Annotated in this window: 25 protein-coding genes and 2 pseudogenes; 17 read left to right on the top strand and 10 right to left on the bottom strand. The window is 66.8% G+C overall.

What is annotated here, in order from left to right:
- Window positions 1-148 precede the first annotated feature (148 nt).
- Entirely contained in the window at window positions 149-439 is a 291-nt protein-coding gene (locus tag OG558_RS15670; protein ID WP_405070918.1) for a hypothetical protein, read from the bottom strand.
- A gap of 730 nt (window positions 440-1,169) precedes the next feature.
- On the opposite strand from OG558_RS15670, the pseudogene OG558_RS15665 reads away from it, so the two are divergent.
- The 4 genes and pseudogenes from OG558_RS15665 to OG558_RS15650 all read left to right on the top strand — a co-directional run.
- Window positions 1,170-1,307, top strand: a pseudogene (locus OG558_RS15665) (recombinase family protein); the annotation flags it as partial.
- A gap of 82 nt (window positions 1,308-1,389) precedes the next feature.
- Window positions 1,390-1,533, top strand: coding sequence for a helix-turn-helix domain-containing protein (locus OG558_RS15660; RefSeq protein WP_405070917.1), 144 nt, complete (start codon window positions 1,390-1,392; stop codon window positions 1,531-1,533).
- Window positions 1,526-1,984, top strand: coding sequence for a YkvA family protein (locus tag OG558_RS15655; protein WP_405070916.1), 459 nt, complete (start codon window positions 1,526-1,528; stop codon window positions 1,982-1,984). The genes OG558_RS15660 and OG558_RS15655 overlap by 8 nt, the downstream gene beginning before the upstream one ends.
- Window positions 1,985-2,517: 533 nt before the next feature.
- Complete coding sequence (locus OG558_RS15650; protein ID WP_405070915.1) at window positions 2,518-2,871, top strand: STAS domain-containing protein; 354 nt, start codon at window positions 2,518-2,520, stop codon at window positions 2,869-2,871.
- Between the two features lie 27 nt (window positions 2,872-2,898).
- On the opposite strand, the pseudogene OG558_RS15645 reads toward OG558_RS15650, so the two are convergent.
- A pseudogene (locus OG558_RS15645) lies at window positions 2,899-3,000 on the bottom strand (recombinase family protein); the annotation flags it as partial.
- Between the two features lie 1,266 nt (window positions 3,001-4,266).
- On the opposite strand from OG558_RS15645, the gene OG558_RS15640 reads away from it, so the two are divergent.
- Window positions 4,267-4,584, top strand: a complete 318-nt coding sequence (locus tag OG558_RS15640) for a MerR family transcriptional regulator (protein WP_405070914.1) — start codon at window positions 4,267-4,269, stop codon at window positions 4,582-4,584.
- A 97-nt stretch (window positions 4,585-4,681) separates the two neighbouring features.
- The gene (locus OG558_RS15635; protein WP_405070913.1) at window positions 4,682-4,858 is read left to right on the top strand and encodes an ANTAR domain-containing protein; all 177 of its coding nucleotides are present in this window, start codon (window positions 4,682-4,684) and stop codon (window positions 4,856-4,858) included.
- A gap of 174 nt (window positions 4,859-5,032) precedes the next feature.
- Here OG558_RS15635 and OG558_RS15630 read toward each other — a convergent pair whose 3' ends face one another.
- From OG558_RS15630 to OG558_RS15620, 3 genes are all read right to left on the bottom strand, one after another.
- Window positions 5,033-6,319 (bottom strand): multidrug effflux MFS transporter, encoded by a 1,287-nt coding sequence (locus tag OG558_RS15630; RefSeq protein ID WP_405070912.1) that lies wholly within the window; start codon window positions 6,317-6,319, stop codon window positions 5,033-5,035.
- A gap of 23 nt (window positions 6,320-6,342) precedes the next feature.
- Window positions 6,343-6,693 carry a cyclophilin-like fold protein gene (locus OG558_RS15625; RefSeq protein WP_405070911.1) on the bottom strand — a complete coding sequence of 117 codons (351 nt, stop codon included), beginning with the start codon at window positions 6,691-6,693 and terminating at the stop codon, window positions 6,343-6,345.
- A gap of 240 nt (window positions 6,694-6,933) precedes the next feature.
- Window positions 6,934-7,953 (bottom strand): zinc-dependent alcohol dehydrogenase family protein, encoded by a 1,020-nt coding sequence (locus OG558_RS15620; RefSeq protein ID WP_405070910.1) that lies wholly within the window; start codon window positions 7,951-7,953, stop codon window positions 6,934-6,936.
- A 163-nt stretch (window positions 7,954-8,116) separates the two neighbouring features.
- Between OG558_RS15620 and OG558_RS15615 the strand changes: the two genes are divergently transcribed.
- The 3 genes from OG558_RS15615 to OG558_RS15605 are packed head-to-tail and all read left to right on the top strand — an operon-like array spanning window position 8,117 to window position 10,422.
- Window positions 8,117-8,995 (top strand): helix-turn-helix domain-containing protein, encoded by an 879-nt coding sequence (locus tag OG558_RS15615; RefSeq protein ID WP_405070909.1) that lies wholly within the window; start codon window positions 8,117-8,119, stop codon window positions 8,993-8,995.
- Window positions 8,996-9,002: 7 nt separating this feature from the next.
- Window positions 9,003-9,413 (top strand): cupin domain-containing protein, encoded by a 411-nt coding sequence (locus tag OG558_RS15610; RefSeq protein WP_405070908.1) that lies wholly within the window; start codon window positions 9,003-9,005, stop codon window positions 9,411-9,413.
- Between the two features lie 37 nt (window positions 9,414-9,450).
- Entirely contained in the window at window positions 9,451-10,422 is a 972-nt protein-coding gene (locus OG558_RS15605; protein WP_405070907.1) for an aldo/keto reductase, read from the top strand.
- Between the two features lie 1,481 nt (window positions 10,423-11,903).
- On the opposite strand, the gene OG558_RS15600 is transcribed toward OG558_RS15605, so the two are convergent.
- The 4 genes from OG558_RS15600 to OG558_RS15585 all read right to left on the bottom strand — a co-directional run bounded on the left by OG558_RS15600 (window position 11,904) and on the right by OG558_RS15585 (window position 16,636).
- Window positions 11,904-12,116, bottom strand: coding sequence for an alpha/beta hydrolase-fold protein (locus OG558_RS15600; protein ID WP_405070906.1), 213 nt, complete (start codon window positions 12,114-12,116; stop codon window positions 11,904-11,906).
- A 538-nt stretch (window positions 12,117-12,654) separates the two neighbouring features.
- A complete protein-coding gene (locus OG558_RS15595; RefSeq protein ID WP_405070905.1) occupies window positions 12,655-13,869 on the bottom strand; it encodes an IS4 family transposase in 1,215 nt (404 codons plus the stop codon).
- 69 nt (window positions 13,870-13,938) lie between these two features.
- Window positions 13,939-15,417: an alpha/beta fold hydrolase gene (locus tag OG558_RS15590; protein ID WP_405070904.1), complete on the bottom strand. Its 1,479-nt coding sequence runs from the start codon at window positions 15,415-15,417 to the stop codon at window positions 13,939-13,941.
- Between the two features lie 1,015 nt (window positions 15,418-16,432).
- Window positions 16,433-16,636 (bottom strand): SOS response-associated peptidase family protein, encoded by a 204-nt coding sequence (locus OG558_RS15585; RefSeq protein WP_405072171.1) that lies wholly within the window; start codon window positions 16,634-16,636, stop codon window positions 16,433-16,435.
- 798 nt (window positions 16,637-17,434) lie between these two features.
- Between OG558_RS15585 and OG558_RS15580 the strand changes: the two genes are divergently transcribed.
- From OG558_RS15580 to OG558_RS15555, 6 genes are all read left to right on the top strand, one after another.
- A complete protein-coding gene (locus OG558_RS15580; RefSeq protein WP_405070903.1) occupies window positions 17,435-18,202 on the top strand; it encodes a CPBP family intramembrane glutamic endopeptidase in 768 nt (255 codons plus the stop codon).
- A 26-nt stretch (window positions 18,203-18,228) separates the two neighbouring features.
- The gene (locus OG558_RS15575) at window positions 18,229-18,420 is read left to right on the top strand and encodes a hypothetical protein (RefSeq protein ID WP_405070902.1); all 192 of its coding nucleotides are present in this window, start codon (window positions 18,229-18,231) and stop codon (window positions 18,418-18,420) included.
- Window positions 18,421-18,510: 90 nt separating this feature from the next.
- The gene (locus OG558_RS15570; protein WP_405070901.1) at window positions 18,511-19,077 is read left to right on the top strand and encodes a type II CAAX prenyl endopeptidase Rce1 family protein; all 567 of its coding nucleotides are present in this window, start codon (window positions 18,511-18,513) and stop codon (window positions 19,075-19,077) included.
- 19 nt (window positions 19,078-19,096) lie between these two features.
- Window positions 19,097-19,894 (top strand): CPBP family intramembrane glutamic endopeptidase, encoded by a 798-nt coding sequence (locus OG558_RS15565; RefSeq protein WP_405070900.1) that lies wholly within the window; start codon window positions 19,097-19,099, stop codon window positions 19,892-19,894.
- Window positions 19,895-19,943: 49 nt separating this feature from the next.
- Complete coding sequence (locus OG558_RS15560; protein ID WP_405070899.1) at window positions 19,944-20,654, top strand: sensor domain-containing protein; 711 nt, start codon at window positions 19,944-19,946, stop codon at window positions 20,652-20,654.
- Window positions 20,655-20,751: 97 nt separating this feature from the next.
- Window positions 20,752-21,204 carry a hypothetical protein gene (locus tag OG558_RS15555; protein ID WP_405070898.1) on the top strand — a complete coding sequence of 151 codons (453 nt, stop codon included), beginning with the start codon at window positions 20,752-20,754 and terminating at the stop codon, window positions 21,202-21,204.
- A gap of 17 nt (window positions 21,205-21,221) precedes the next feature.
- Here OG558_RS15555 and OG558_RS15550 read toward each other — a convergent pair whose 3' ends face one another.
- Entirely contained in the window at window positions 21,222-23,141 is a 1,920-nt protein-coding gene (locus OG558_RS15550) for a helix-turn-helix domain-containing protein (protein ID WP_405070897.1), read from the bottom strand.
- A gap of 117 nt (window positions 23,142-23,258) precedes the next feature.
- Here OG558_RS15550 and OG558_RS15545 point away from each other — a divergent pair, with 117 nt between their 5' ends.
- Window positions 23,259-23,606 (top strand): GntR family transcriptional regulator, encoded by a 348-nt coding sequence (locus OG558_RS15545; RefSeq protein ID WP_405070896.1) that lies wholly within the window; start codon window positions 23,259-23,261, stop codon window positions 23,604-23,606.
- Window positions 23,607-23,765: 159 nt separating this feature from the next.
- Window positions 23,766-24,620 (top strand): helix-turn-helix domain-containing protein, encoded by an 855-nt coding sequence (locus OG558_RS15540; protein WP_405070895.1) that lies wholly within the window; start codon window positions 23,766-23,768, stop codon window positions 24,618-24,620.
- Window positions 24,621-24,677: the final 57 nt, after the last annotated feature.

The raw sequence follows: 24,677 nt of genomic DNA, 5'->3' as shown, positions 1-24,677 counted from the left end.
CCCCGAGGGCCACTCAGTCGACGCGGCGACCGATCTGCAGCTGCGCGGTGAGCTGGCGCCCGCCACCGGTGGGTAGCCGCTTACCGCACAGCGTCGAGGCACGAGGCTCGCCGCCGATAGGCAGGCCCGGGTCCGCAGCAGTTCTACTTCAGGCCTTCGCGCTCGAGAACGTCGAGCGGCTGTAGTGCCAAGTCCACCTGCTGCCGCGCTTCAGGCAGTGCCGGGCAGCGCTGTCCGCGCTTTCCTGGAGCAGAACCACCGCTGGTCGGTCCGCGCCGTATGCGGCGTTGGCTTCGGCCAACTTGGCGAGGGCCAGAGCCTGTTCGGAGGTCACCCGCAGAGCGGAGTGGATCTGGTCGAGCATGGAGGCGATGTCGTTGAGATGATCGACGAGCTGCGCGTCGGTCAGCTTGCTGGTTAGGGCGCGGAGACCCGGCATATGCCGTGTTTTCGATGAAGACCTCGCCAGCTACATGCGTGATGGTCAGGTCGAGCTTTGGGCGCAGGTCGTCCAGGAGGTCCCGGGTGTCGTCGAGTAGCTTGTAATGCCGGGGCCGCGGCGCCGTTGGGGTTTGGGGCCTTTGTGGGCAACGTGATGGGCGGCTGCGGTATCGCGGTCGACGCCTTGAAGGCCTGTCGTCGGGAAGCCCAGGATCCACCCGGTGTCAAACCACCACCCCAGCCGCCCCGGCGTCGTAGGTCGCCTCGGCGACTCGGCCGATGTCGCCGTCCGCGGCGGTGACCTGCTACCCAACCAGGTCAAGGCCGGCCACATAGCCCGCCGCTGGCCGATAGCTCCACGGAATGAACGCGCTCACCATTGCTGGCCTCCCCCCGGTCGCGAGGATCACGACACCGCCACCTACAGCCCTCCACGAAGGATCCTTCCCTGGTACCCGCCGGCGGGGGCGACCATGCCCTCCGCCCGACACGTCGGGCTACCAGCATCTCCGGCCGGGCAGCTGAACGTTGCCGACGGCATGCAGGCAGGACGAAGGCCTGCAGCGCCATGAGATCAAAAGGCGATCCCGGCGCTAGCTGTCTCAACGCCGGGATCTGGGCAGTTCTGGGCACTCGAGCGACCAGACGCCTTGTAGTGCCAGGTTCCCAGCACACCCCAGTCTGAACGTCGCCGTTTCACCCCGAAACTCGACCGGCTCGCCCGGTCGGTGCCCGACGCCCGCGAGATCGGTGACTCCCTCGCCGCCCGCGACATCAGGCTGCAGCTCGGCACGATGATCTACGACCCCACCGACCCGATGGGCAAGATGTTCTTCAACATCTTGGCCACCTTCGCCGAGTTCGAGGTCGACCTGCTCCGGATGCGCACCCGCGAAGGTATGGCGATCGCCAAAGCGAAGGGGCAAGCTCAAAGGCCGGGCGCCGAAGTTGTCCCCTGCGCGGCAGGCGCACCTCCTCAAACTCCATGCCGCCGAGGAACACACCATCGCCGAACTGGCCGAACTGTTCGAGGTGTCCCGGCCCACCGTGTACCGAGTCCTAGATCGTCACCGGACGAGCGCCGATGCGTAACTGGGTGACCGGTCTCGCTATCGCCGCCGCATGCCTGCTCACCAGCTGGGCTCTGCTGGTCCTGCTAGTCCGGCGGCTGCCACCCGGCCTGCCGCGCGCGCTGGCCGCGTTCATCCCCGACTGCGTGACCACAGTTCGCCTGCTACGCAAGGACCCCCGCGTGCCGCGCCGAGCAAAGATCGCCATCGTGATCGCCGGCCTCTGGGTGGCCAGCCCCATCGACCTGATCCCCGAGTTCCTCCCTGTCATCGGCCCACTCGACGACGTCGTCGTCGTGGCCCTCGCACTGCGCTACGCCGGTCGGCAGGTACCGCGCGAGGTCATCCTCGCCGCTCGGCCAGGCGAAACCCGCTACTCGAACGGATCCTCGGCCCAGCCAACCCTTCAGCCCCGACCGCCGACTAACCCATCGGCCCCAATCCACGCTCGTCTGCGACGGCGTGGCTGCTGAGACGTCGTGGCGGGGTCGGTGCCCGGCAGTGCGCGGAGTGAGGGATGACTCGCCGGACTTCTGCTGGTGCGGGGATGGCGCCCGGGGAAGCAGGGTCGATCCGCATCGCCGCATCACACGATTGGTTCTGCATCGTGGTCGCGGGGAGTGTTAGCGGGAAGGCCGCGGGCGGGCCGGTCGGCGATGCCCCTCAACCCCGCGAACAGCCCGCCCTTCGTGCCGGAGGGAGCGCGGGCGCTGAGGCTGCACCCTGGCCGCCGCCCCTCACGGTGACCGTTCCCTCACTGTGGTTAACCGTGCCCGACGCGGAACAATCCCAACCCTGGTCGTTCGATAATCGGCCTCCGCGGCGTTCAAGGAACAGGCCTGCGGGTACGGGTGAGGGTGGCGGCAGTGACTTGTAAGGCTGCCACCGGCAGCGATTCCCGGCCCCGACCCCTCCCCAACACGGGGCTAGGAACCGCACGTGCGGTTCTTCAGTTCGCCTCGGGGCCGGTCACGCCCCGAGCGTAGTGATGAGGGAGGTGGCAGGCGTGAGTCTGACGATCAGCAGTGTGGCGCGCGCCGGCCGAGTGGTGTTCACGTTGGCCGGGACGGCCACAGAGGCAACCCTGGAAGAATTGCGGGGCCTGGCGGATGAGTTCCACAGCGCCGGCCACCGAGACCTTGTGGTTGATCTGAACCAGGTCGACTTCATCGACTGCGGCGCGATCGGCGTACTGGTCCGCTCCCAGACCCGTGCCCGCCGGGCGGGCGGGTCCCTGGTGGTGGTCTGTGCCCTGCCCCACATGCTGAGGCTGTTCGACCTGACCGGCCTGACACGCGTCTTCGAGATCCACCCCGACCTCGAGGATGCTTTCCGCGGCGTCAAACCAACCGCCGAGTGACACCAGCCACGGCCCTGAACCGCTGAGCTTCTCCTGGAAGATCCGGCTGCAGCCAGCTCCGGTCAGGGCGTCGAGCTGGCGGCCGAGGTGCTGCTCCCTGGTGGACACCCGGGCGTACACGATGAGCATTCCGCCACCGATGACGCCGAGCGGGTCGGGGTCGAGCAGCAGCGCTCGGCGATGGTCGAGATCGGTTGCCGTCACGCCACGACTGTCCGGAAACGGGTGCATGCGGAGTTGTTGGACACTCCGTCTCTTTACAACACGAGCTGCCCGCGGCTGCGGCTGCCGACCGTACGACGATCACGCCGCAACCGATGCCCGTACCGCCCCGGTCGACGGCCTGCCCGACGTGCGGCCACCGCCCGGCGAACAAGCACGAGCTGCAACTGCACCGCGAAGGCCTCGAACCCGTCTTGCTCTCCCCGGACCCAGCCAGCCTGGCCAGTTGATCGAGCGCTGGCACTGCGAACGGTGCCAGCCACACCGAGCCGAGCCCGTCATGCCCTTGCGGCGGCGACAGCTTGCCACCGCCCGGCGAACCGGCCGTCCCACTGATGGGCGACCCGAAAGTAGCGGTGGTGTCCTGAGAGGGCTGCCGGGACCCCGGGGCAAGGTCCCGGCCGCGTTCGGTCTCAGCTCGTCTGCCGCTGGTGACACGTTTCTTACCGACACCCTGAATACCGGTGCCGCTGGTGCCAGGAGTTCAGCGCGGTTCGAAGCTCTCCCACCCCACACGCAATATCTGTGCTGGCGGGATTAGACATTGCCGGGCCTCGTGTGTAGTGTTCCTCGTGTTGACAGAGAAGAACAGCGAAGCTGACGTGGACAGCTAACGTTCTGTCCAAGAGTGTGATTGTGCAGTAGGTACGACGGCGGACTCCGCCGGGCCGATCAGTGAAGGGGCTCGGGTTTCACGCCAGGATCCGGTCAGAGTCACTGGAGCCAGTGGTCGGAAAGGGTTCCAGGCTTGACGGATGGCAGTAGCTGTTGCAGTTCGCAGGTGTAGTCAGCGGTTGAAGTCGCAGTTTTCGTAGTCGCAGTAGGTAGTGCGCAGTTCCGTACCGGCAGTAGCAGTTGCTGTTTGTAGTTGAGGTAGCGGTCGGTAGTTGTTGTTCGAGAGAGAAGGGAAGGGATTACACCGTCGGATCGCCCGCCAGTGCCAGTACTTCGCCGGACGGGTGCCGTAGTTCCATCGGATGGGAAGGTGGTCTTCGGTTACGCATTCAGCGATCCCCGCAGTGACAGCCTTCACGTGGCGTGCTGCGGACATGCAAGGCCGGTCTCACGGCCGGTAGATGGTGACAATCCACAACCCCTGGGCCCCGGTGCTTCGGCACCGGGGCCCTTCGGCATGGAGGTTCGATGACCCCAGACCTGCACACGGAGACCGCGATGAGTTCAACCCCGCCGACCGGGCCGGCCAGTTTCGACGATGAGGACTACCCCGCCTACACGATGGGCCGGGCCGCGGAGATGCTCGGCACCACGCCGGGGTTCCTGCGGAGCCTGGACGAGGCGAAACTCATCACCCCGCAACGCTCCGAGGGCGGCCACCGCCGCTACTCCCGCTACCAACTGCGCCTGGCCGCGCGCGCCCGTGAACTCGTCGACCAGGGCACCGCGCTCGACGCGGCCTGCCGGATCATCATCTTGGAAGACCAACTCGCCGAAGCCCTGCGCATCAACGAACAGCGGCGGGAACAGGACTAGCGACCGACGACGAGGGTCCGCTGGGCTTCAAACGCCCGACACGAGGCTCTGCGGAACCAGAACCGCCCCTCCCGCCGGGGGTAGTGAGGCCGCACCTATGGAACTCGAACAACACACGACGACGATCGCCATCGCCGAAGGCATCCTGATCGAGCGGTACCGAATGACCCCGGCCGAGGCCACCCAGCTGATAGCCGACCTAGCTCGGGCCGATGGCCTGTCCCTGATCGAGTCCGCTGAGTGGGTCATTCTCCTGCGCTGGCCGCTGGCGTAAGCGCCTGGCGCGAGATTACGGCTGCCCGGTGTGACGTGTGCTGCCACCGCCGCAGCTCGAGTCGCAACGGTACCTGGAACCTCGAGTCGCGGCGGTACCTGGAACCTCGAGTCGTTGGTCGGTCCGCGTGCGTGGAAAGAACGGTTGCGGCTCCGATCGCTTCCACGTCGTGGGCTATGGCGTTGTGCTGCCCCGGCTGTTGGTCGTCTTTGTGGGCTTCGGCTTGGCCAGGACGAGGAGTCCGATCATGGAGACGGCGGCGCCGGCGGTGATGAGGGCGGCCATGGGTAGGGCGGTGTGTTCGCCGCCGAGTCCGGCGATCGGTGCGATGGTTCCGGCGGCGACCCATTGGACGAATCCCTGCACGGCGGATCCGGTGCCGGGGTGTTCGGGGACGGCGGCCGAGGCGAGGGCGCCGCCGTTGGGGATCATGAGGCCTTGGGCGGTCATCAGGACGAAGAAGCACACGAGCGCGAGGATCAGTGGTGTGCCGAGCCACAGGGCGCCGGCCAGCATGGCGATTCCTGCGGCCAGAGCGGCGATCTGGCCGCCCAGGATGAGCTTGCGGGTGGAGACCCGTCCAGCGAGCCGGGCCGCGATCAGCGCAGCGATCGTCATCCCGGTGGCGTTGGCGGCGAAGTCGATGGAGTACGCGATCGGTGAGAGCCCGTTCATGGATTGCAGGACGAACGCGGACGTGGCGACGTAGGCGAACAGCGCGCCCATCGCGGCGCCGGCGACCACCAGGTAGCCGACGTACTCTCGGTTGGCCAAGACGATGCGCCCGGCGGCGAGAAAGTTGCCCAACCCACCGGCGCGACGGCGCTCGGGCGGGAGTGATTCGGGCACGGCGACCAGGGCCGCCACTGTCATCGCAAGGCCGAGCACCGCGACGAGCCAGAACGAGACCCGCCAGTGGGATAGTTGCAGGATGAGTCCGCCGAGGAGCGGGCCGACGATGGGGGCGATGCCGCCGACCGCGGCGATGACGTTCAGTACCCGGACCAGCCGTGCGCCAGTGGCCAAGTCGACGATGATCGCCCGGCCGATCACCATCGCCCAGCCGCCGGCGAATCCTTGGGCGAGCCGGGCCACCGTCATTACCGCGATGGTCGGCGCGAGCGCGCAGACGATCGAGGCCGCGGTCATGGCCAGCAGTGCCGCGAGCAGCGGGATCCGCCGGCCGCGTTGGTCCGAGACCGGTCCGCCGATCAGCTGGCCGAGCGCCATGCCGACGAAGAACGTTGTCAAGGTCAACTGGACTTGCGTCGCGGTGCTGGACAGGTCGCCGGCGACCTGCGGGAAGGCTGGGACGTACATGTCGGTGGCCAGTGGTGCGATCGCGGTCAAGAACACCACGGTCGCGACCAGCCCGGTGGTCAGTTGAGCCTGGCGGCGTGCTTTCAGCAGCGGTGGCGTCGGCCTGGTGATGTCCGGGGGCGACGGGGCCTGTTGCATCATGCCTCTTCAGGTTGCCGGTGGTGTCAGCGCTGGAGCTGGACGGTGATGGAGCCGTCCATGGCCGCGATGCGCTCGGCGGCGTCGTCGTGCATGCGGCCCAGGACGACAATGCCGTTGTAGTAGGACTGGTCGCCGTAGTAGAGGACGAGATCGTTGCCGGGGGCGTAGTAGCCGACGTCGCCGATATCGGGGTCGGCGCCGGCCGGTTGACCGTCCAGGGACAGTGGCGCCGGAAGAGGACCTGTCTTCTCCACGCCGCCGTGGTCGCTCATGTCGAGCGTGAGCGGCAGGTGCGCGGCCAGATCGCGGCTGCCGGCGCTGTCGTCGAGTGTGGCCTGGAAGTGCTGCTCACCGATCGTGATCTGAACTCTCATACCGTCTCCCTCGGTGCTGCGCGTACCGGGCTGGCTGGATCGCTGACCCTCGGACGGCGATTCGGCCGGCGGGTCGACCGGAGCGCTGCTGGTCGGTGTCGCGGGCCGATCGGCGTCGCCGGTGGTTGCGTCGGTTCCGCAGGCAGCCACCGTTAACACGACGGCCGAGGCCAGCACCGCGACGGCTGTAGAGCGAAAGCCACTCATCGATCCCTCTTGTGGCAGGCATGGTCGGCTGGATCAGACGGTGAGTAAGACCTTGGTAGCGGTCCGCTGGTCCATGGCTCGGTAACCCTCGGCGGCCCGGTCCAGGGGCAGGGTCAGGTCGAAGACCTTGCCAGGGTTGATCTTGCGGTCCCAGATGAGCTGGATCAGGTCGGGCAGGTACTGCCGGACCGGGGCGGGACCGCCGTGGAGGTGGACTCCGGCCATGAACAGGTCGTCACCGGGGATGGCGACGTCGTGGGAGACGCCGACGAATCCGACGTGGCCGCCCGGCCTGGTGGAGTGGATGGCCTGCATCATCGCCTCCTGCGTGCCGACCGCCTCGATCACCGAGTGGGCTCCCAGCCCGCCGGTGAGCTCCTTGACCCGGGCAACGCCCTCGTCTCCGCGTTCCTCGACGATGTCGGTGGCGCCGAACTCCTTGGCCAGGGCCTGTCGATCTGCGTGCCGGCTGAACGCGATGATCCGCTCGGCGCCAAGCTGCTGGGCGGCCAGGATGCCCAACAGGCCCACAGCACCGTCACCGACAACCGCGACCGTCTTACCCGGTTCGGCCTCGGCAGCGACAGCCGCGAACCAGCCCGTGCCGAGCACGTCGGAGGCCGCCATCAGCGACGGGATCAGGTCGGGCCCGGGCATGCCCGGGGTGGCGACGAGAGTGCCGTCGGCCAGCGGGATGCGGGCCCGTTCGGACTGGGTGCCGATGGTGCCCATCAGGACGCGGTGCACGCAGTACGCCTGGTAGCCGGCCCGGCAGATCTCGCAGGTGTTGTCGGAGGCCCAGAACGAGCCGACGACGAAGTCGCCGACCTTGACGGTGCGTACAGCCGACCCCACTTCCTCGACGACGCCGACGTACTCATGGCCCATCACCTGGTGGTCGACGGGCTCGGCGCCGCGGTAGGGCCACAGGTCGCTCCCGCAGATGCAGGTCGCCGACAAGCGGATGATCGCGTCGGTCGGCACGAGGATCTTCGGGTCCTCGCGGTCCTCGACCTGGACGTTCCCGGGGCCGTGCATCACTACCTGGCGCATCGCGCGCTCCTCCTCGAAACTTCGCTGCCGAACCCCGGTTCCGGGGCTCTCGCCTTCGAGTCAACCCGCGGGGGTCGGCCCGGAGAAGTCCCTGTCGATGGGTGTACCCACAGGGCACCCTTCACCGCTCCGCCGCCGGTTTCGGCCTACTACTGTCGTAGTCGTGGACAACCGACAGGAGGTGCGCGAGTTCCTCACCACTCGCCGCGCCCGCATCACACCGGAACAGGCAGGCCTGCCGACCACCGGCGCGCGGCGTGTCCCCGGACTGCGGCGCAGTGAGGTCGCGACGATCGCCGGGCTCAGCGTCGAGTACTACGCGAAACTTGAGCGCGGCCAGATCGCCGGCGCCTCCAGCGGCGTGCTCGACGCCCTCGCGCGCGCTCTGCAGCTCGACGAAACCGAGCAGGCTCACCTCTTCGACCTTGCCCGGGCCGCCGACGGGATCCCGACCTCGGGCCGCACCCGCCGCCGATCGTCGGGCAAAGCGGCAGCCTCGCGGCTCAGCCTGCAATGGGCGCTGGACGCGATCAAAGACGGCGTCGCGTTCGTCCGCGACCCGCACCAGAACCTGCTCGCCACAAACGCCCTGGGCCGCGCCTTCTACTCGCCGGTCATCGGCGACAGCGGACGCACACCGAACCTCGCCCGGTTCCAGTTCCTCGACCCCGCCTCACGCGACTTCTACCCCGACTGGGACCTGTTCGCCCAGATGTGCGTCGGCATCATGCGCGCCGAAGCCGGCCGCGACCCGCACGACCGCGGCCTCCAAGACCTCGTCGGCGAGCTCTCCACCCGCAGCGAGACCTTCCGCCGCCTCTGGGCCGACCACAACGTCCGCACCCACGGCACCGGCACCAAACGCTTCAACCACCCCGACGTCGGCGAACTCACCCTCGTCTACGAAGAACTCGCCGTCACGGCCGAGCCGGGGCTAGTGCTCCTGGTCTACACCGCCGAACCCGGCTCACCATCCGCAGAACGACTCCAACTGCTCGCCTCATGGGCAGCACCAGCACAAACCCCAACAGCGAACAGCTAGAGGAATCATGCAGATCACCCGCAGCTCCATCGACACCGTCAAGGGACCCGCCGACTGGTTCACCGGCGACGTCTACATCGACCCTGTCGCCGCCGCCCCGCCACCCTCACGGGTCGCCGCGAACCTGGTGCACTTCATGCCCGGGGCCCGGACCCACTGGCACCGCCACCCGCTGAGCCAGACCGTCTTCGTCACCGAAGGCATCGGACTGTGCCAACGCCGAGGCGGTCCCATCGAGATCATCCGCCCCGGCGACCGAGTCCTCTTCGAGGCCAACGAGGAACACTGGCACGGCGCCGCCCCCAACCGCCTCATGGTCCACCTCGCCATCAACGAGGCCGACACCGACCACGACGTCGTCCACTGGCTCGACTCCGTCACCGACGAGCAGTACGCGGCCGCACCACCCGTCGCCTGACAGATCCGGACCATCGACTGAGCGGAAGGTTTGGCTGATGAAATACTCACTACTCGGCCCGACTGGTGTCGAGGTGTCCCAGATCTGCCTGGGCACGGCCACATTCGGTGTGGCGCCGGCCGCTCAGGACGCCGAACGGGTGGTCCGCGCGGCGCTCGACGTCGGTATCAACTTCTTCGACACCGCCAATGTGTACGGGACGTTGCCGGTCTTCGACCAGCCCGGCGCGTCGGCCGACCGCGACCCAGCCGAACAGATCCTCGGCCGAGCACTGTCCGGCCGCCGCGACGACGTGGTGATCGCGACCAAGTCCGGAGAACGGCGCCTCGGTCCCGGCGCCGGGTTGTCCCGCAGACACATCATCCAACAGGTCGAAAACAGCCTGCGCAGGCTGCAAACCGACTACATCGACCTGTACTACGCCCACTTTCCGGACCCGAACACCCCACTGGAACAAACGCTTCAGACCTACGACGACCTGATCCGCCAGGGCAAGCTGCGCTACGTGGCGCTGTCGAACTACCCGGGCTGGCAACTCACCCACGCGCTGTGGATTGCGGACGACCGGCGGCTGTACGCCCCCGTCTGTGCCCAAGTCCGCTACAGCCTCATCGACCGGTCGGCCGAACGAGAGCTGACCCCGGCGGCCCGGCAGTTCGGGTTATCCACTGTTGCGTACTCGCCGCTGCACGGCGGCTTGCTGGCCGGTACTCGAGTCCTGGAGCGCGACATCCACGGCTGGCAGCGGTTTTCCGGGTCCGGGTTCTCCGAGCGGGAGCTGGAGTTGGGCCGTATGGTCGAGCGCCTGAGCCAGGATTGGGGACTGCCGCCGCACGAGATCTCACTTGCCTGGTTGCTGTCCCGACCGACGGTCGCGTCGGCAATCGTCGGCGCAGAGACCGTGCAGGAGATCACCGCCAACGCCCTGGCGGCCGACGCCCTGCTGGAACCGGCGCAACTGGACGCCCTGACGAAACTGCAGGACGAAGACAACCTCGATCTGTCGTGAGTTCGCGAACGCTCCGGAGAAGACCAGCGAGCTATGACGACCAGCTGAGATCGGCGAATACTCCGAGCTTGGAGGCCGCACGCCGAACGGCACGGCACCAGGCCCGACGGCTCCGCCCAATCGATCCCAGCGAGCCCGCACCAGCTTGACGAGTTCAGTGAAGGTAGCCATCCCACTTCACCTCGTAACGTGACCCGCCCGGCAGGGCATTCGGGGCCGGGATCTGGTCGACCGAGCGGGCCAGGGCGACCTCCACGGGTCCGGCTAACTCAGCCGGGATCCGCACCCCGGCCGGCTCGCTGGCCCGCGGCTCCGGCGTCACGCGGGGCCTCTGCGCCGCACCCGGCCGAACGGCGGCCACACCACGACCCGCACCCACTGCACGGTCAGCGACTTGTCGCGGTGCAGGCAGAACCGGTGGACTGGGAACCGGTGCACATTCAAAGTGTGCGGTATTCCGGTCCGCCTTAGGCAAACGTGGATTAGATCACTGGCTCTAGGTTCATCAGCAGTGCTGGTCATGAGGGTGACGGCGGCATGCTCGTCGACAAGGGCCAACGCTCAAACGCGTGTGAGCTCGGATGCCTGGAATACCCGCTCCTGGCCTGTGCACGAGACGACGCCGATCCGGGCTATGTCTACGAAGCCTCCCCCGACTGTTATCTCGTCGCCGAGCCGGCAGGCCAGCTGTCCTGTTGCATCAATCAGGGCGGGTGTGCCGTCACGGAGTGCGACACTCCAGCCTGGAGGCCAGGCCACATCGATGTCGACGAGGCGGTTGGTGCCGGCGCCAGTGCCCATGGGGCTACGGACTGCCAGGCAGTTTGTTGAAGTGTCGCCCTCGAGGGTTCCGTTCAACCCGGCCTGTAAGGCCACGGTAGGGGCTTTACGTGAACAGTCAGACCAGGCATCGGAGCATCGGGGCTCTGCTTCACGTCGCGATCCATCACACCATCTCCAGGCTGTTGCATTAGATGCATCAATGTTGCTCTGAACCCGTCTGCCCAGGTCAGTGGCCGGCGACGGTCAAACCCGCACTCTCGTTGCACCTCCCCGACCAGCGCGACTAGCCGATCCGGACCAACGAGCAATGTTGCATCAAGTGCAATTCATCCCGTTCATGCTCAGGGACGTCGGCCCCATCACACTTCCCGCGGCGCCACACCCTGGCCACGCCACCAGCATCCGCCGGTGGTCAGCTCATGTCGCCGTTCGGATGTCGAGGCGCTGCAGCCGTCGAACCAGTCGAAGGGCACAGCGTCTGAACTCCTTGATGACCAGCCCGGGGAGCTCGCGAGGTGGAGCCGCCGGTCGGATTCGAACCGACGACCTTCTCATTACGAGGAAGAACGACAGCGTCGCATCCGCTCTCTACCAGCGCTTCTAGCAACACGGCCGCCCCCAGCGAGCGCGAGACCACGAGTATCCGCAATTTTGTGCCACGAGTAATGCCACGCGGCGCGGTTTGCCGCCATCCGGCATCACGACCAGGGCGTCCAGGTCTCTCGGAGCCGCTCGATGTCGGTCGACCTGGTCCAGCTGAGGTAACTGTCACAGCATCCGTGCAGCAGGTACAGCGCCGGCCATCGTCGGGCCGGGGCGCTGGTGAATCTGCGCGGCAGCAGCAGCCGCACGTGGATGTCCGTACCGACCGCCGGCGACCGCACCGTGAGATCCCAGGTGCGGCCCTTCACCAGGTGGGTGCTGACGATCCGCGCGGTGCCTGTTGCCGGTGGTGGCGCGCTCGGCTGCGGCTGTGACCCTGAGGCGGATGACGTGGGCTCAGCGGCAGAACCTGCCCGGGAGGGTGCCGTGCCTCGGCATCCGACCGCGGACAACGTCATCAGAACGATCAGCCCGGCGACCAACCCCTGGCGATACCCGAACACCCGGGCTTGAGCGCTGGTTTCCTAAACCGTGCGTCGCGGATTCGAATCCCGCCGTGGGGACCAATCTGATCTGTTCAGCCCGCCTTGAGTGCGTCGGCACCGCAGCTAGCCCTGCGCAGCGGGCAGGGCTAGCCCCAATACCGTTCAGTTAGGCGCGAGGATGGTGTAGGTCGCGGCGTGACCGGGTTGGGGCCATGCCGCGTGGTGGGAGCGTTTGACGTGCCATTTGGGCATCTTGCGCTTGATGACGCGCGGTGCGGTGCGCAGGCGGCGGTTGGGGTTGAGTCGTCGGAGAAGGCGGCGGAGGAACTCGGGCCACCCGGGGCTGTCGCGGCCGCGCTGGTCAGGGGGAAAATGCGCCCGGGTGGGCGATGGTTTGCCTGGTGATCCGCGGCGCGGCGACGAAGCTGACCCGGTCCGGGTCGTGCCCGAAGTGGTGCGCCGCCTCGGCCATGAGCGTGCGGATCGCGTAGTGGCAGCACAGGTGTCCCCAGATTTCTTGGAGGACCAGGTCGGGGGACTTCGATCGCAGCACCGTGCGAGGGCCGCGTTGGTGGGTCTTGAGCTCATCGAAGACCAGTTCGATCTCCCACCGCTGGGTGTAGGCCGCGGCCAGGTCGACCGCGCTGACCTCGGCCGGATCCAGCACGGTGCTGAACAGCCGGTAGGTGGTGGGATTCTCGCGCCCGTCGTCGATGCTGTAGTCGATGACCCGGACCAGCATCGGCTCCTCGCGGCGGGCTGCAGCCGGTGTGGACCGGCGCAGGTGAGCCAGCCAAGAGCCATCCTCGAGGTCTTGCACGTGGGTCGGCTGGGGGCCGGCCTTGTCGGTGCGGACTCGCCACAACAGGTCCGCGCCGGTCGCGATCGCCTTGCGCCACAGGGCATAGGAGAAGAACCCACGGTCGGCCAAGAGCAGCATCCCCGGCTCCAGCCGGTCCAGTAACGAGCCGATCAAGGTCGCCTCGGACTGGGTGTAGGCGCCGACCTGTGCGGCGAACACCGCGTGGGTGCCGCACTCGGCCAACGCCACGACCCGGGCCTGCGGGAAGGCCGCCTGCTCGCCCTTGTTGACACCGGGCCTGCCGAAGAACTCCGCGTTCCCCGTCGTATCGGCCACATCGAGGCAGGTCCCATCGACCGCGACCAGCCGGCGTCCGGCCAACCACACACCCGGGGTCGCCTCACCACCGATCGGCCTGGCCACCCGTTCGAACAACGCGGCCAACGGCTCCGAACCCAACCGCACCCGAGCCTGGAAGATCGCCGACTTACTCGGCGGCGAGTACGCCTCCTGCCACCCCGAAGCCCACGACAGCCCGTCGGTCAACTGGACCAACACATCCTCATACGAGCCCTCGGAGTACAACGCCATCCCGATCGAGAAGTACGCCATCACCCGCGCCGGCAACGAACGATGCCGCCGCTCGGTCCGACCAACCTGCGCGATCACCTCATCGACCAGCACCGGCGGGAACACCCGCGTCAACACCCCAACCGACACCAAGTCCGACAACCGACGATCCGACTCCGGCTTCTTCCAACCCGCACGCGGCATGCCCCACAAACTACACCACTGTCATCTTAACTGAACGGTATTGGGGCTAGCCCAGCCCTGTCCCAAAGGCTAGGTGGCGCAGACCGGGGCGGCTGCGGATCGCATGGTGAGCAGGAACTGGTCTGTCGCGTCTCGCGCGCAGTCCGAGGTGTAGTACGAGGTGTGGCCGTCACCGATGCGGGACAGCACGCTGCTGCCGCGGATCTGCTCGGCCAGGCCGAAGGCCCACTGGTATGAGACGGACGGGTCGTGCGTCGAATGGACGATCAGTGTGGGCACGCCCTTCACATCCAGGCTGCGCTGCGGATTGGCGACCTTGAAGGGCCAGCCGATGCACAATCCCGCCAGCCAAAACTCCGAACCACCCTGCAGGTGAGGCGCCAGCTGCCGGGCCATCTCGATCCGCTGTTGCATCTCGGCGAAGGTGTGGATGTCGGCCACATAGTCACCGCAGTGATTCGCTATCCGGGCGAAGAGGTTGTCGGTGGGACCCTGAGGTGGTGGGAAAGCGAAGAACTCGGCCTGCCCGGCTATGGCTCGACGGAGCACCTCGGAGAACACGGGCCAGGACAGCTCGCCCACGAGGACGTTGGGCGTCTTCGCGAGGAGCCAGGTCGGGGTGGTCATCCGGATGTCGGCGCCGGTCACCGGGCGCAGGGCGCCCTCGACGGGGATCGGATTCTGGTCGGCGCTCTTGACGAGTTGGTCGTAGAGGGCAGCGACATCCTGGCCCCGCAGTACGCAGTCGTCGGCGGTCTCACACCATTCGACGAACCGGTTGAACGCCTCCTCCACGGTCTTGGTCGCATCGGCGGTCAGCTGCACTTCCGGGCTGCTGTGGTCGAGGGCCGCGTCCAGGACCATGGCTCGCGTGCGGTTCGGGTACAGCTGGGCATACTGCGCGCCGACCTGGGTGCCGTAGGACAGGCCCAGCCAGTTCACCTTCGAGACGCCGAGGGCGATGCGGACCGCCTCGTGGTCGCGGGCGACGCTCACGGTGTCTGCGTGCAGGAACAGTGGTCCGGTCTGCTGCAGGCAGCTCTTCGCGAGCGCGCGATTGTGGGCGACCATCGCGTCGAACTCCCGCTGCGTTCGGGGGAAGAACGTGTAGTCGGGGGTCAATGCCGGCACGCCGCATCTGATCGGGGTGCTTGCGCCGACGCCTCTCGGATCGAGGCCGACGATGTCGAAGCGAGCTCGCAGCGTGGCGGAGAAGAAGGTATCGGCTTCAATGACGTAGCGGACGGCACCGTCTCCCGGGCCGCCGGGGTTGTAGAACAGCGTGCCGATCCGGTGCGCGGGGTCGTCGGCGGGGCGGCGAGCCACGGCCACGTTGATCTTCGGACCCTTCGGATGTGACCAGTCCGCTGGCACGCGCAGGGTGCCGCATTGGGCCACTGTCGATCCCGGACACAGAGCGAAGTCGATGCTGTACCGCGGTGACTCAGCGGTCGCGGACTGCGCGGCTGGCACGAAGGCCGTCGAAGCGAGCATCCCGGCACCGAGGACGGCCACGAGCAGCAAACCACGAACGCGTCGAATCTTCATCGAGACTCCCCACCGCGCGATCCAACCTTCGACCGGAGTCCGGAGCGGACCCTCACTCTGCATGGGTGGAGAGTCAGCCCCATCGCCAAGTTGGCGCGCACTCAAGTTTCACCGTCCTCGCCACATCAGCGAGTGTCAAGACAAGCGTGCAGAGGCGCCCATTGGGGACTTCGTGCGTCCAAACACCGCGGCCACGCCGGGGTCGAGGACCGAATCCGCTGCGGCTCGCCCTGAGCACGGCGTGCGTAGCTAACTTCTTACAGGCAGGTTCGGGGGATCAGCTGAGGGCCGCCGCGGTCGACCGTGAGGCGTGTGACGACGCCGCTGCGGATGCATCGATCGACGACCCAGAGGGCCCAATCGCGGACGGTTTCGCAGTGTCGCTTGCGGCTGGTGACAGCGCTCTTACCGACACCCGAATAGTCGGGACGGCGGTGTCAGTGTGTCCCGTTCCTAAGCCGTGGTTCTTCACTCCGATGCTCGAGGCGAACGTGGTGAAGAACCGAGCCCTACCGTGACTGGGATGAACGCGGCTACGCTGTCGCCGTTGCCCCGGCCCCGGGCGACACCCTCCTGCTCGCCGGAGAGGCCGCGGTGAGTCCGGCAGCCGTCGTGCTCGGACTAGCCTGATCGAGTGGACGAAGAGATGACCCGGCAGCAGGTGCGGAGAATCGTGGACGCTCGGCAGACGGCTGAGGGTCGGCTACGCGGGGCCGACATTGACAACCTGACCTACCGGAAGGTGTTCTGCGCACTCGGACACCCCGGAAGCTGTTGCGGGAACTGAACCCCGGGCAAGCCGCGGAGTAGGTGCAGCAGCGCCTAGGGCTGGGCTGAGGCTGGTTACGTCTTCACAACATGTCCCGGAGGCTCACACGGTGAAGAACGAGGACATGCGCCGGATCTCATCCTGGGTAGCGATCCCCGCAGTGCCGACGTGATCGACCCAGCTGGCGGTAGATCTTCTGGATCAACTACCCAGCTGGTACAGGATCGACAGCTCGCAGACGAGCCCTCAGCCCTCAGCGGGGAGCGGCTCCAGCAGCTCAGGGCCGTTGTTCTTCACGCTGTCCACGGCCTTCGACACCGCGTACAAATCGAGACTGCCGTCGACCGGCGGCGCCATCAGCGCTCTGAGCTGGTCGACGTCGTGGTTGCGGGGATCCAGCCACTCGGCCCACGCGTCCGGCACGATCGCCATCGGCATCCGGTCGTGGATCCGGCCGCATGGGAACCCTGTTACTTGACCAGGCTGTCGACACGGACTACGGCCACGCTCAGCGTGTGGGGCGACTACATGTGGGACGGCGATGCGGATCGGTTCTTCAAAGGCCAGCAGAACGCGGTTGTCGGCGCATCGGGCAGCGACGACGTTGTGATCCTGCTTGCGCGTCGATCCGGCGGCTCGGCGGTACGCCTGCTCGTCTGCGTCTGCGTCAGGTGCGGAGAACGACCGACACCGAGCTGCTTCCAGTGTTGGCCACCTAGACAGTGTTGGTCAGAGGGTTGGTCGCGACCCTAGTGGGAACTGCTCTACGGGAACCGTGGCCGTAACCGTGTTCGTCTGTCCGCTGATCACCGACAAGGTACCGCTGAGGTCGCTGTTGGTGTGAGCGACGTAGATGGTATTGGTCATCGGGTTCGTCGCGACCGGGACACCACCCCGAATGGGTTGTCGGCCAAGGAAACCGTGGCTGTCACCGTATTCGTCTGCCCGTCGATCACCCACAACGTGCCCAGGCCGCCACTGGGCCGTGGTGCCCGTGAGGGGCACTGGTAGAACGCCGGGTTCGGCTCGCGGCGCTGGATGCTGTCGGACGGCAGGCTGGGCGCGGCGTTTCTGACACCTAGTGAGTGGCGTGCAAGTCGTCGCCTTGCAGGTGTCAAGGATCGTGCAAGCCCCCACCTGCAGGGTCTATTTCATGTTCAAGACCGCCCACGCTGATCGGCCCATCCCGGTGATGTGTCCGAGCAATCCTCTCCAATCCAGAATCCCACGCGACTTGGGAAGCCTGACATGACGACAAATGACACCTCCGTTCGGACACTCCAGATCCCTACGTGGACGCGCAGCACGGTGATGAAGGTATGGGCGGCTGCGGCGATCCCCATGGGGATACTCGCCTGGGTCGTCGCCCCCTTGCTGGCTCGGACCTTCTCCGGACCCGCCGCGCTGCCTCGAGCATTGATCCTGACCCTCGGGGCCGGGCTGATCTGGCAGTTCACCTTGGTGCTCATCGTGGTACGGCGCGAACAAGGATCGCTGCGCTGGCCGGTGCTCAAGAAGGCCCTGTGGCTCAACGCTCCCATCAGCCCCCGCACCGGAAAGCGCAGCAACCGGCTGTGGTGGATGATCATCCCGTTGATGGTGCTGCTGGCCCTCGAAGAGGTGTTGCCGGCACTCCCAACACCGGCCACTCGGGACTCCGGGCTCTTCTTCGGCTCTGACAGCGGGCAAGCGTTCATGTCCGGCAACTGGGTCTGGTTCGTCATCCTGGTCGTCCAGTTCGTCTTCAACACCGCTCTCGGCGAAGAGCTGTTCTTCCGGGGTCTCCTGCTGCCCCGCATGGGCACGTTCGGTCGAGCCGACTGGCTGGTCAACGGCTTGCTCTTCGCCTGCTACCACCTGCACGAGCCGTGGGTGATCCCGCAAACCTTCCTGGTCGACACGTTTGCCGAGGCACTGCCCTCACGCCGCTGGCGCAGCTCGCTCATCGGAATCGCGGTCCACAGCGGGCAGACGGTCTTCTTCATCGTCATCGCACTCGCGCTCGTGCTCCGTTGACCAACGCCGGACCAAGGAGAACCAGCATGTCGACCGTCACCCCTCCGTACCTGAAGCAGGTCGCCGTCGACCGACCGATCACCACGCTGTGCGTGCTGACGATCGGGCCCACCCTGGCACTGCAGACGGTGCTGCTGCTTGCGGGCGTCGACCTGTTCCCCGGCAAGCTCGCCGAGCTGCTGCTGCTGACCGCCGCCGCCACGTTGATCACGACCTAGATCGGCGGGCGCGGCGCCGTACGACGGCTCTTCGGCGGCCTGACGAAGTGGCGGATCGGCGCCGGACGCTGGGCACTCGTGTTGGTCGCCATGCCGATCCTTACCATCGGCGTGGCCGCCGCGACCGGGACCCTGCACTCCCCCGAGCACGGCTGGGCCGGCGAAGTCCTGACCTACCTGGTCCTGTTCGCGCTGATCGCTCTCACCGCGAGCCTGTGGGAGGAGACCACCTGGTCCGGTTTCGTCCAGCTACGCCTCATGGACCGGCACGGCCTGCTCGTGGGCTCGATGCTCACCGTCATCCCCTTCGGGCTGATCCACCTGCCGCTCGCGTTCGAGGCGGACGGGTGGACCGGCACGACCTGGTCGGAAGCGTTCGTCAACTGGGCGTTCCTGCTGGGGGCGCTGCCGTTCTTCCGCTACGTCATCGGTCTCCTGCTGGTCGACACGCATGGCAGCGTGCTCGCAGCAGCGATGCTGCACGCATCCTTCAACGCCTCGGGCGCCTTGTCCGTGGTGCCCGACGGCTGGCAGTACGTGCCGGCGCTCGTCATTCTCGCGGGCCTGGTGACGGTCCACCGGCGACTGTCCGGCAGGTCCCTCGTCAACGCTGACGTCGACCCCGCCACAGAGCTCCGACGCCAAAGAGCGTCTTGATTCGAAAGGAACACACGCCATGACGAACACGACACCGCAGCCGATGTCGGACCGAGGTCTCGATGAAACGACCGACCGCCTCAAGATGCCGCAGTACTCCCTCGGCCAGATCCTCGGCGTGTGGGTCGCGGTCACCGTCCCGATGGGCCTCCTCGCCTGGGTCATCACCCCCTGGCTGGGTCACCGGCTCGGCGGTCGGGACCCGTTCATCGAGGCACTCCTGCTCTGTTTCAGCGTCGGGTTGCTCTGGATGATCACCCTGGTCCTCATTCTTGTACGCCGCGAGCAGGGGTCGCTCGCCTGGCCACGTGTGCGTGACGCCCTGTGGTTGCGCGCACCCAAAGACCCGAAGACCGGGCGAGTAGGTGACAAGGTCTGGTGGTGGGTGCTCCCGTTCGTCGTACTCTCGGCCGCCGTGAATGCGTTGCCCATCGACCCGATCGGCCCCCTGCCCAGGGACCTCCCCAAAGCACTCGGAACCGACCGGTTGGACCACTACTTCAGCGGCAACTGGCTCGGCTACGGACTCGTCGTCGCGGTCGTCTTCCTCGCCCCCGTGGCCGAGGAGCTGCTCTTCCGCGGGCTGCTGCTGCCACGCAGCCGAAGGGTCTTCGGACGCGGCGACGTCGTCGCCAACGGTGTCCTGTTCACGCTCTACCACCTGCACCAGCCCTGGAGCATGCCGGCCACGCTGATCGACGGCATCGTCAACCAGGCCTATCCCACGCGTCGCTTCCAGAGCACGTGGATGGGACTCATCACCCACACGGCACCGAGCTTCCTCCTCGCCGGCGCGCTCGTGTTCGCCGTGGTGTAACGCGCGTCATCGACACCGATCCAGGTGTTTCACCTCGAAGGAGAAGGACATGCAACACGTCGAGCTATACCGGATTGCCGAGGCAGCACACCGCGACGATCACGAGACGGTGCCGCAGGGCACCGATGCCGAGCCAAGGCAGGGGCGGATCAAAGCGTGGACGAGGGCGGCTCTGCGTGACGTCCTCTACTGCGGTGCCGTGTTCGCGTGGAGCATCGCTTGCTTCACCATCCTGGTCACCGGCGCTGCCGTGACCGCCTCTCTGCTGTTCCTCATCGTCGGGGTGTTCGTCTGGCTCGGCTTCGTCCACGTCCTGCGCTGGACCACATGGGTCGACCGCAGGCTCGCGGGATGGCAGCGCCACGAACGCGTCCCGGCGGCCTACCGCCGACCAACCGATCGGGGGTTCATCCCGTACTTGCAAACGCTCAGCTCGGACCCGCAGACCTGGAAGGACATGGCCTGGCTGGGAGTGACGTCGATCGTCGGCTTCGCCGGGGGTCTCGCCGTCATCACCGCGGCGGGACTGGCCGCGACATACATGTCGATGCCGCTGTGGTACTGGGCGGCCTCGCATCCGCACCGGAAATACGGCATCACCAACCTCGGCTTCCTCACAGTCGACACCCTGGGCAAAGCCGGTATCGCCGCCGCGATCGGACTCCTGCTCATCCCCGTCGTCCTGCTGCTGGCGCGCTGGTGCGCGGCAACGCACGCCGGACTCGCCGTCCGCCTGCTGGCCAGAGACGCGACCCCATGAAACGCAGATGGACTCCCGGGCTCGATGGTCCATGCCTGCCGGGCTCGTTCCTTCGCCGTCCGGCCGTCGTCGCTTCGCGATCTCGTGGAGGTGACGCATGCCTGCCTTCCTGACCGAGCCAGGGGACCAGCAGGCCCGGCGTTTGGTGTTGCGCCCGATCCAGCCAGTCGGACTCGACGGAAGGGCTCACCGGTCGGTGACCGGGGAGGGATTGGGTCAGCGCGACCAGGAGTGGGAGTTCGCCGACCCTTGGGCAACCGACGAGGGGTCGGCCGCGGCGCTGGCGGTGACCCGTCGGGTGGGCGACTGGGTGATGTTGCTGCGGATCTGGGTTAGCGACGGTGCGCCGGCCGAGACGATCAGACTGCTTGTGGACCAGCTCGTCGCCGTTCTCCGTCGTACCGATGCGTCCATGGTTTGCTCCCTGGTCGAAGACGCGGCCGTGCGTGAGGAACTCCTGGCCGTCGGCTTCAGGCCCCTGCCGTACGAACTCGAGGCCGCGCACCCGAGAATCCCCGCCGACCGCGGGCGGATCGTCCTGCAGCTGTGAGCGCACGGAACGTCGGGTCAGTCCGAACGGTCTTGGGCGTCGTGGAGGATCTGACGAGCGACTTGCTCGAGCCGGTGGTTGACGGTCCTCTCGCCGGTGAGCTGGGTCATTGACCTCGACTCCAGGACCAGGGCTCGCGCGTGCTCGAGCTGACCGTGATGCGCACAGGCTTCTGCGCACAAGAGAAGATGCACCACGGCCAGGAAGCGGAGGCTGAGCGCCTTGCACTCGGCGTACGCCGCCCGCGCCGTGTCCGCACCCCTTTCGTCACCTTCCATGGCGGTGGCCCACCCGACGACGATCCGAGACAATGGCAGGTAGGGCGTGTCGCCCAGTTGCTGGCCGAGCTCCAGGGCCGCTGAGGCATGGTGCATCGCGCTGCGGGCGTCGCCGCGCACCGCAGCTTCCCAGCCAGCGAAATGCTCAACGACCACCAGCTCGTTGGGATCGGAGCTGGCTCGATCTCGGGCCCGGTTCAGGTGAGCTTCGGCCCCGGCCCAATCCTCGACCAGAACCGCGTTCATGGATCGCATCGTCGGTGTAGAGACGCGTAGCGGGACGAGCCAGGGATCAGGGGTGTCGAGGGTTCGCTGTCGTACCTGCTCCGCCAACTCCTCGGAGCGGCCGAACTGCTGGTCGGCCGATTCGAACCTTCCGGTCGCGAAGTGACAGATCGCGGCCACGTGCAGCACCATCGCCTTGATGCTGTCGGGCAGCTCCCGGGCTAACGCCTGCTCGGCCAGTTCCAAGGCCTGACCGGATCTGCCCTCGACGAAGCGAACGACCTGGGCACCCCACCAGGCGAGGGGGTCGGTCTCCGCCAACGAGATCGCTCCCTGGTCCGTCGGCTCGTCATCCTGACCGAAGATGCGGGAGCCCGGCGGGCCCGAGATGACGTTGCTCTGCAGCACGAGGCGGGTCCTGAGCTCGAACTGCAGGACCGTGCGGCGAGCGGGGTCGGCTACGCGGGCGGCGAGCTCCAGCGCGGTGCGCAGAGCCTGCTCGACGAGGTGGAATGATGCACGGCTCCGGGCGTCGTTGGCGACGGCGATCAGATAGGGGATCGCGGCATTGGCTCCCACGATCGACTCGGCGAGGACGAGGTGGCGGGCGATCTCCACGACGACTTCGGGGAGCATGGTCGGCGATTGCTGCTCTTCGGCCTGCATGACCTCGGCGATGCGTGCATGCATTCGTGCCAGCCTGTTGGCAGACAGCATCTCCTCGAGGGTCTGCCGCACCAGGTCGTGGCTGAGGAGGAAGCCGCCGGATGCCGGGTCCTCGATCAGCAGGCTGCTGGCCACTGCCGCCTCGGCGTCGTCGAGGGCGGCCTCGTCGCTCAGTCCGGTGACGCCGGTCAACAGAGCGATCTCCGCGGGACGGTTGAGCAGCGCAACCACGTTGAGGAGCGACTGGGTGCGGTCGGGCAACCGGTCGATGCGTCGGCGGAGTACGTCACGCACCTGATGGGGAAGCACCGTATTGACCGACGCTGCGTCCAGGCTCCGTTCACTGGTCAGCAGCCGCAGGAGCTCGGTGACGAAGAAGGGGTTCCCCCCGGTCCTGGCGACCAGCGCCGGCGCGAGCTGCGCGTGAGCCGCTTCGGGGTTCGTCTGACGGATGAGCTCCTCGACGTCCGAGGTCGTGAGTCCGGTCAAGGAGAGCCTCACGGCGCGAGCGTGGTGCCGCGCAGCGACCGCATCGATCTCGGCCGACACCTCGGGTACCACCACTCCCCCACTGGCGATCGCCGCGGTGGCCATGTCGTCCAGTGCCTGACTCGGAATGAACAACCTGCGACCGACCTTCACCGCCGGGAATGAGTTCGCCTGGATCACCCGGTACAGCGTCATCTCGGACAACCCGAGCACCTCGGCGGCTGCGGCCACGCTGAGGAACTTCCGTACGGCATCACTGGGCTTCGTCTCTTCACTCACCGTCGCTCTCCTTAACTAAAATTAACTAGGTTGACCTAGGCTAACCTAGGTCACTCTGACGTACAAGTCTTCGCGCCTGAAACTGATCTAGTTATCTAGGTCGACTACCGTGGGGTTATGACGGTGGACACCAACGACCCCAGACCGCCCTATGTGCAGGTCGCCGACGGGCTCCGGGCAGCGATCCGCACAGGCGAACTAGCCCCTGGCGTCAGACTCGCGTCGGGCCGCGAGCTGGCCAGCCAGTGGGGTGTGGCGCTGATGACCCTGCAGAAGGCCATAGACCTACTGCGGGACGAGGGCCTCGTGTATTCGCAGCAGGGCCGGGGCGTCTTCGTCGCCGCCGACGGGAAAGTACCGCCGACAGACGAGCTGACCGCCCTTCGCGAGACCGTGGAGAACCTCGAACGTCGGCTCTCGGTTGTCGAGGAACGTCTGCAGGCCAGCGACAACCGCCGCAGGTGACGACAACCACGGCTCCTCTTGTTGCTCCCTGCTTCCATGGGAACTAGTGAATACTGGTAGTGACCAGCAAGGAACTGACTGCTAGTGCGGGTTGAACCGTCCGCCAGCACAATCGGGGAGGCAGCTGCCGCGGTGGCGAGAGCACAAACCCCTACTGGCATGCAGGGTTTCCCAGAAGGTCCGGAGATCGGGGCGGTCGCAGGCTTTCTACTGAAGCTGCTCCGGGGCTCGCTTGGACTAACTCAGGTCGAGCTGGCTGAGGAACTGGCTGTCGACGACAGCACCATTCAAGGTTGGGAGAGCGGGCGCCGGCCGCTCTGCGCATTGAAGGGCTCCGAGCTGGTTCGCCTTGGACGCGCCCTCGCGGGGCTTGGCGCACCCGTGAGGGCTGTCTCGCAGCTGCCGCTGGCGGTCGAGGCTGACGAATTCCTCACCACCTGCATCAACGCGGGTGGTACGCCGATGACTGTACGAGACAACCCACTCGGCCACGCCGTCCACCGACGAGACTTTGTCGCCTTCGCAACTTGGCCCTTCACCGCCGTAGTGCCATCGATTGTCCGCGACCTTCCCTTGCCGAAGTCCCGCGGACCTGTCGCGGACCGGCCTCAGCTAACTTCGATCCAACAACAGTCGTTCTTTGACCAGATGTTGGTTGCTGCCGAGGCAGCCGATGACCGCGCCCAGCTGATCCGCCGGCAAGCCACCTACATGCTGGGCTTCGACACCCGGCCCGCTTCGGCCACATGGCTGGCGGACCAGCATCGGCGCATCGCGGTCCGAGCAGTAGACCTGCGCGACGTCCCAGGCGGAATCGCGACACGATCCGCTAGCTTGGCCCTCGCCCGACAGGGAGACGTGGAACCAGTCCGCCACTTCATCCAGGGGACGCTCATGGAGAACAAGCAACTGCTTGGCACGCTCACGTACTGGGCGTACTGGCTGGGTGAGATTCCCGAGACATACCCCGACGACGAGGCGATGCTGACCTCTGGGTCTGACCTCTGGGTCTGACCTCTGGTCAGGCCGCGGATTGATCGAACATTTAATAGGGCACCTCACTGATCCGAA

The organism is Kribbella sp. NBC_01510 (assembly GCF_045040325.1).
In the GTDB taxonomy this organism is placed as follows: domain Bacteria; phylum Actinomycetota; class Actinomycetes; order Propionibacteriales; family Kribbellaceae; genus Kribbella.
This window is presented reverse-complemented; position numbering and strand designations above follow the sequence as displayed.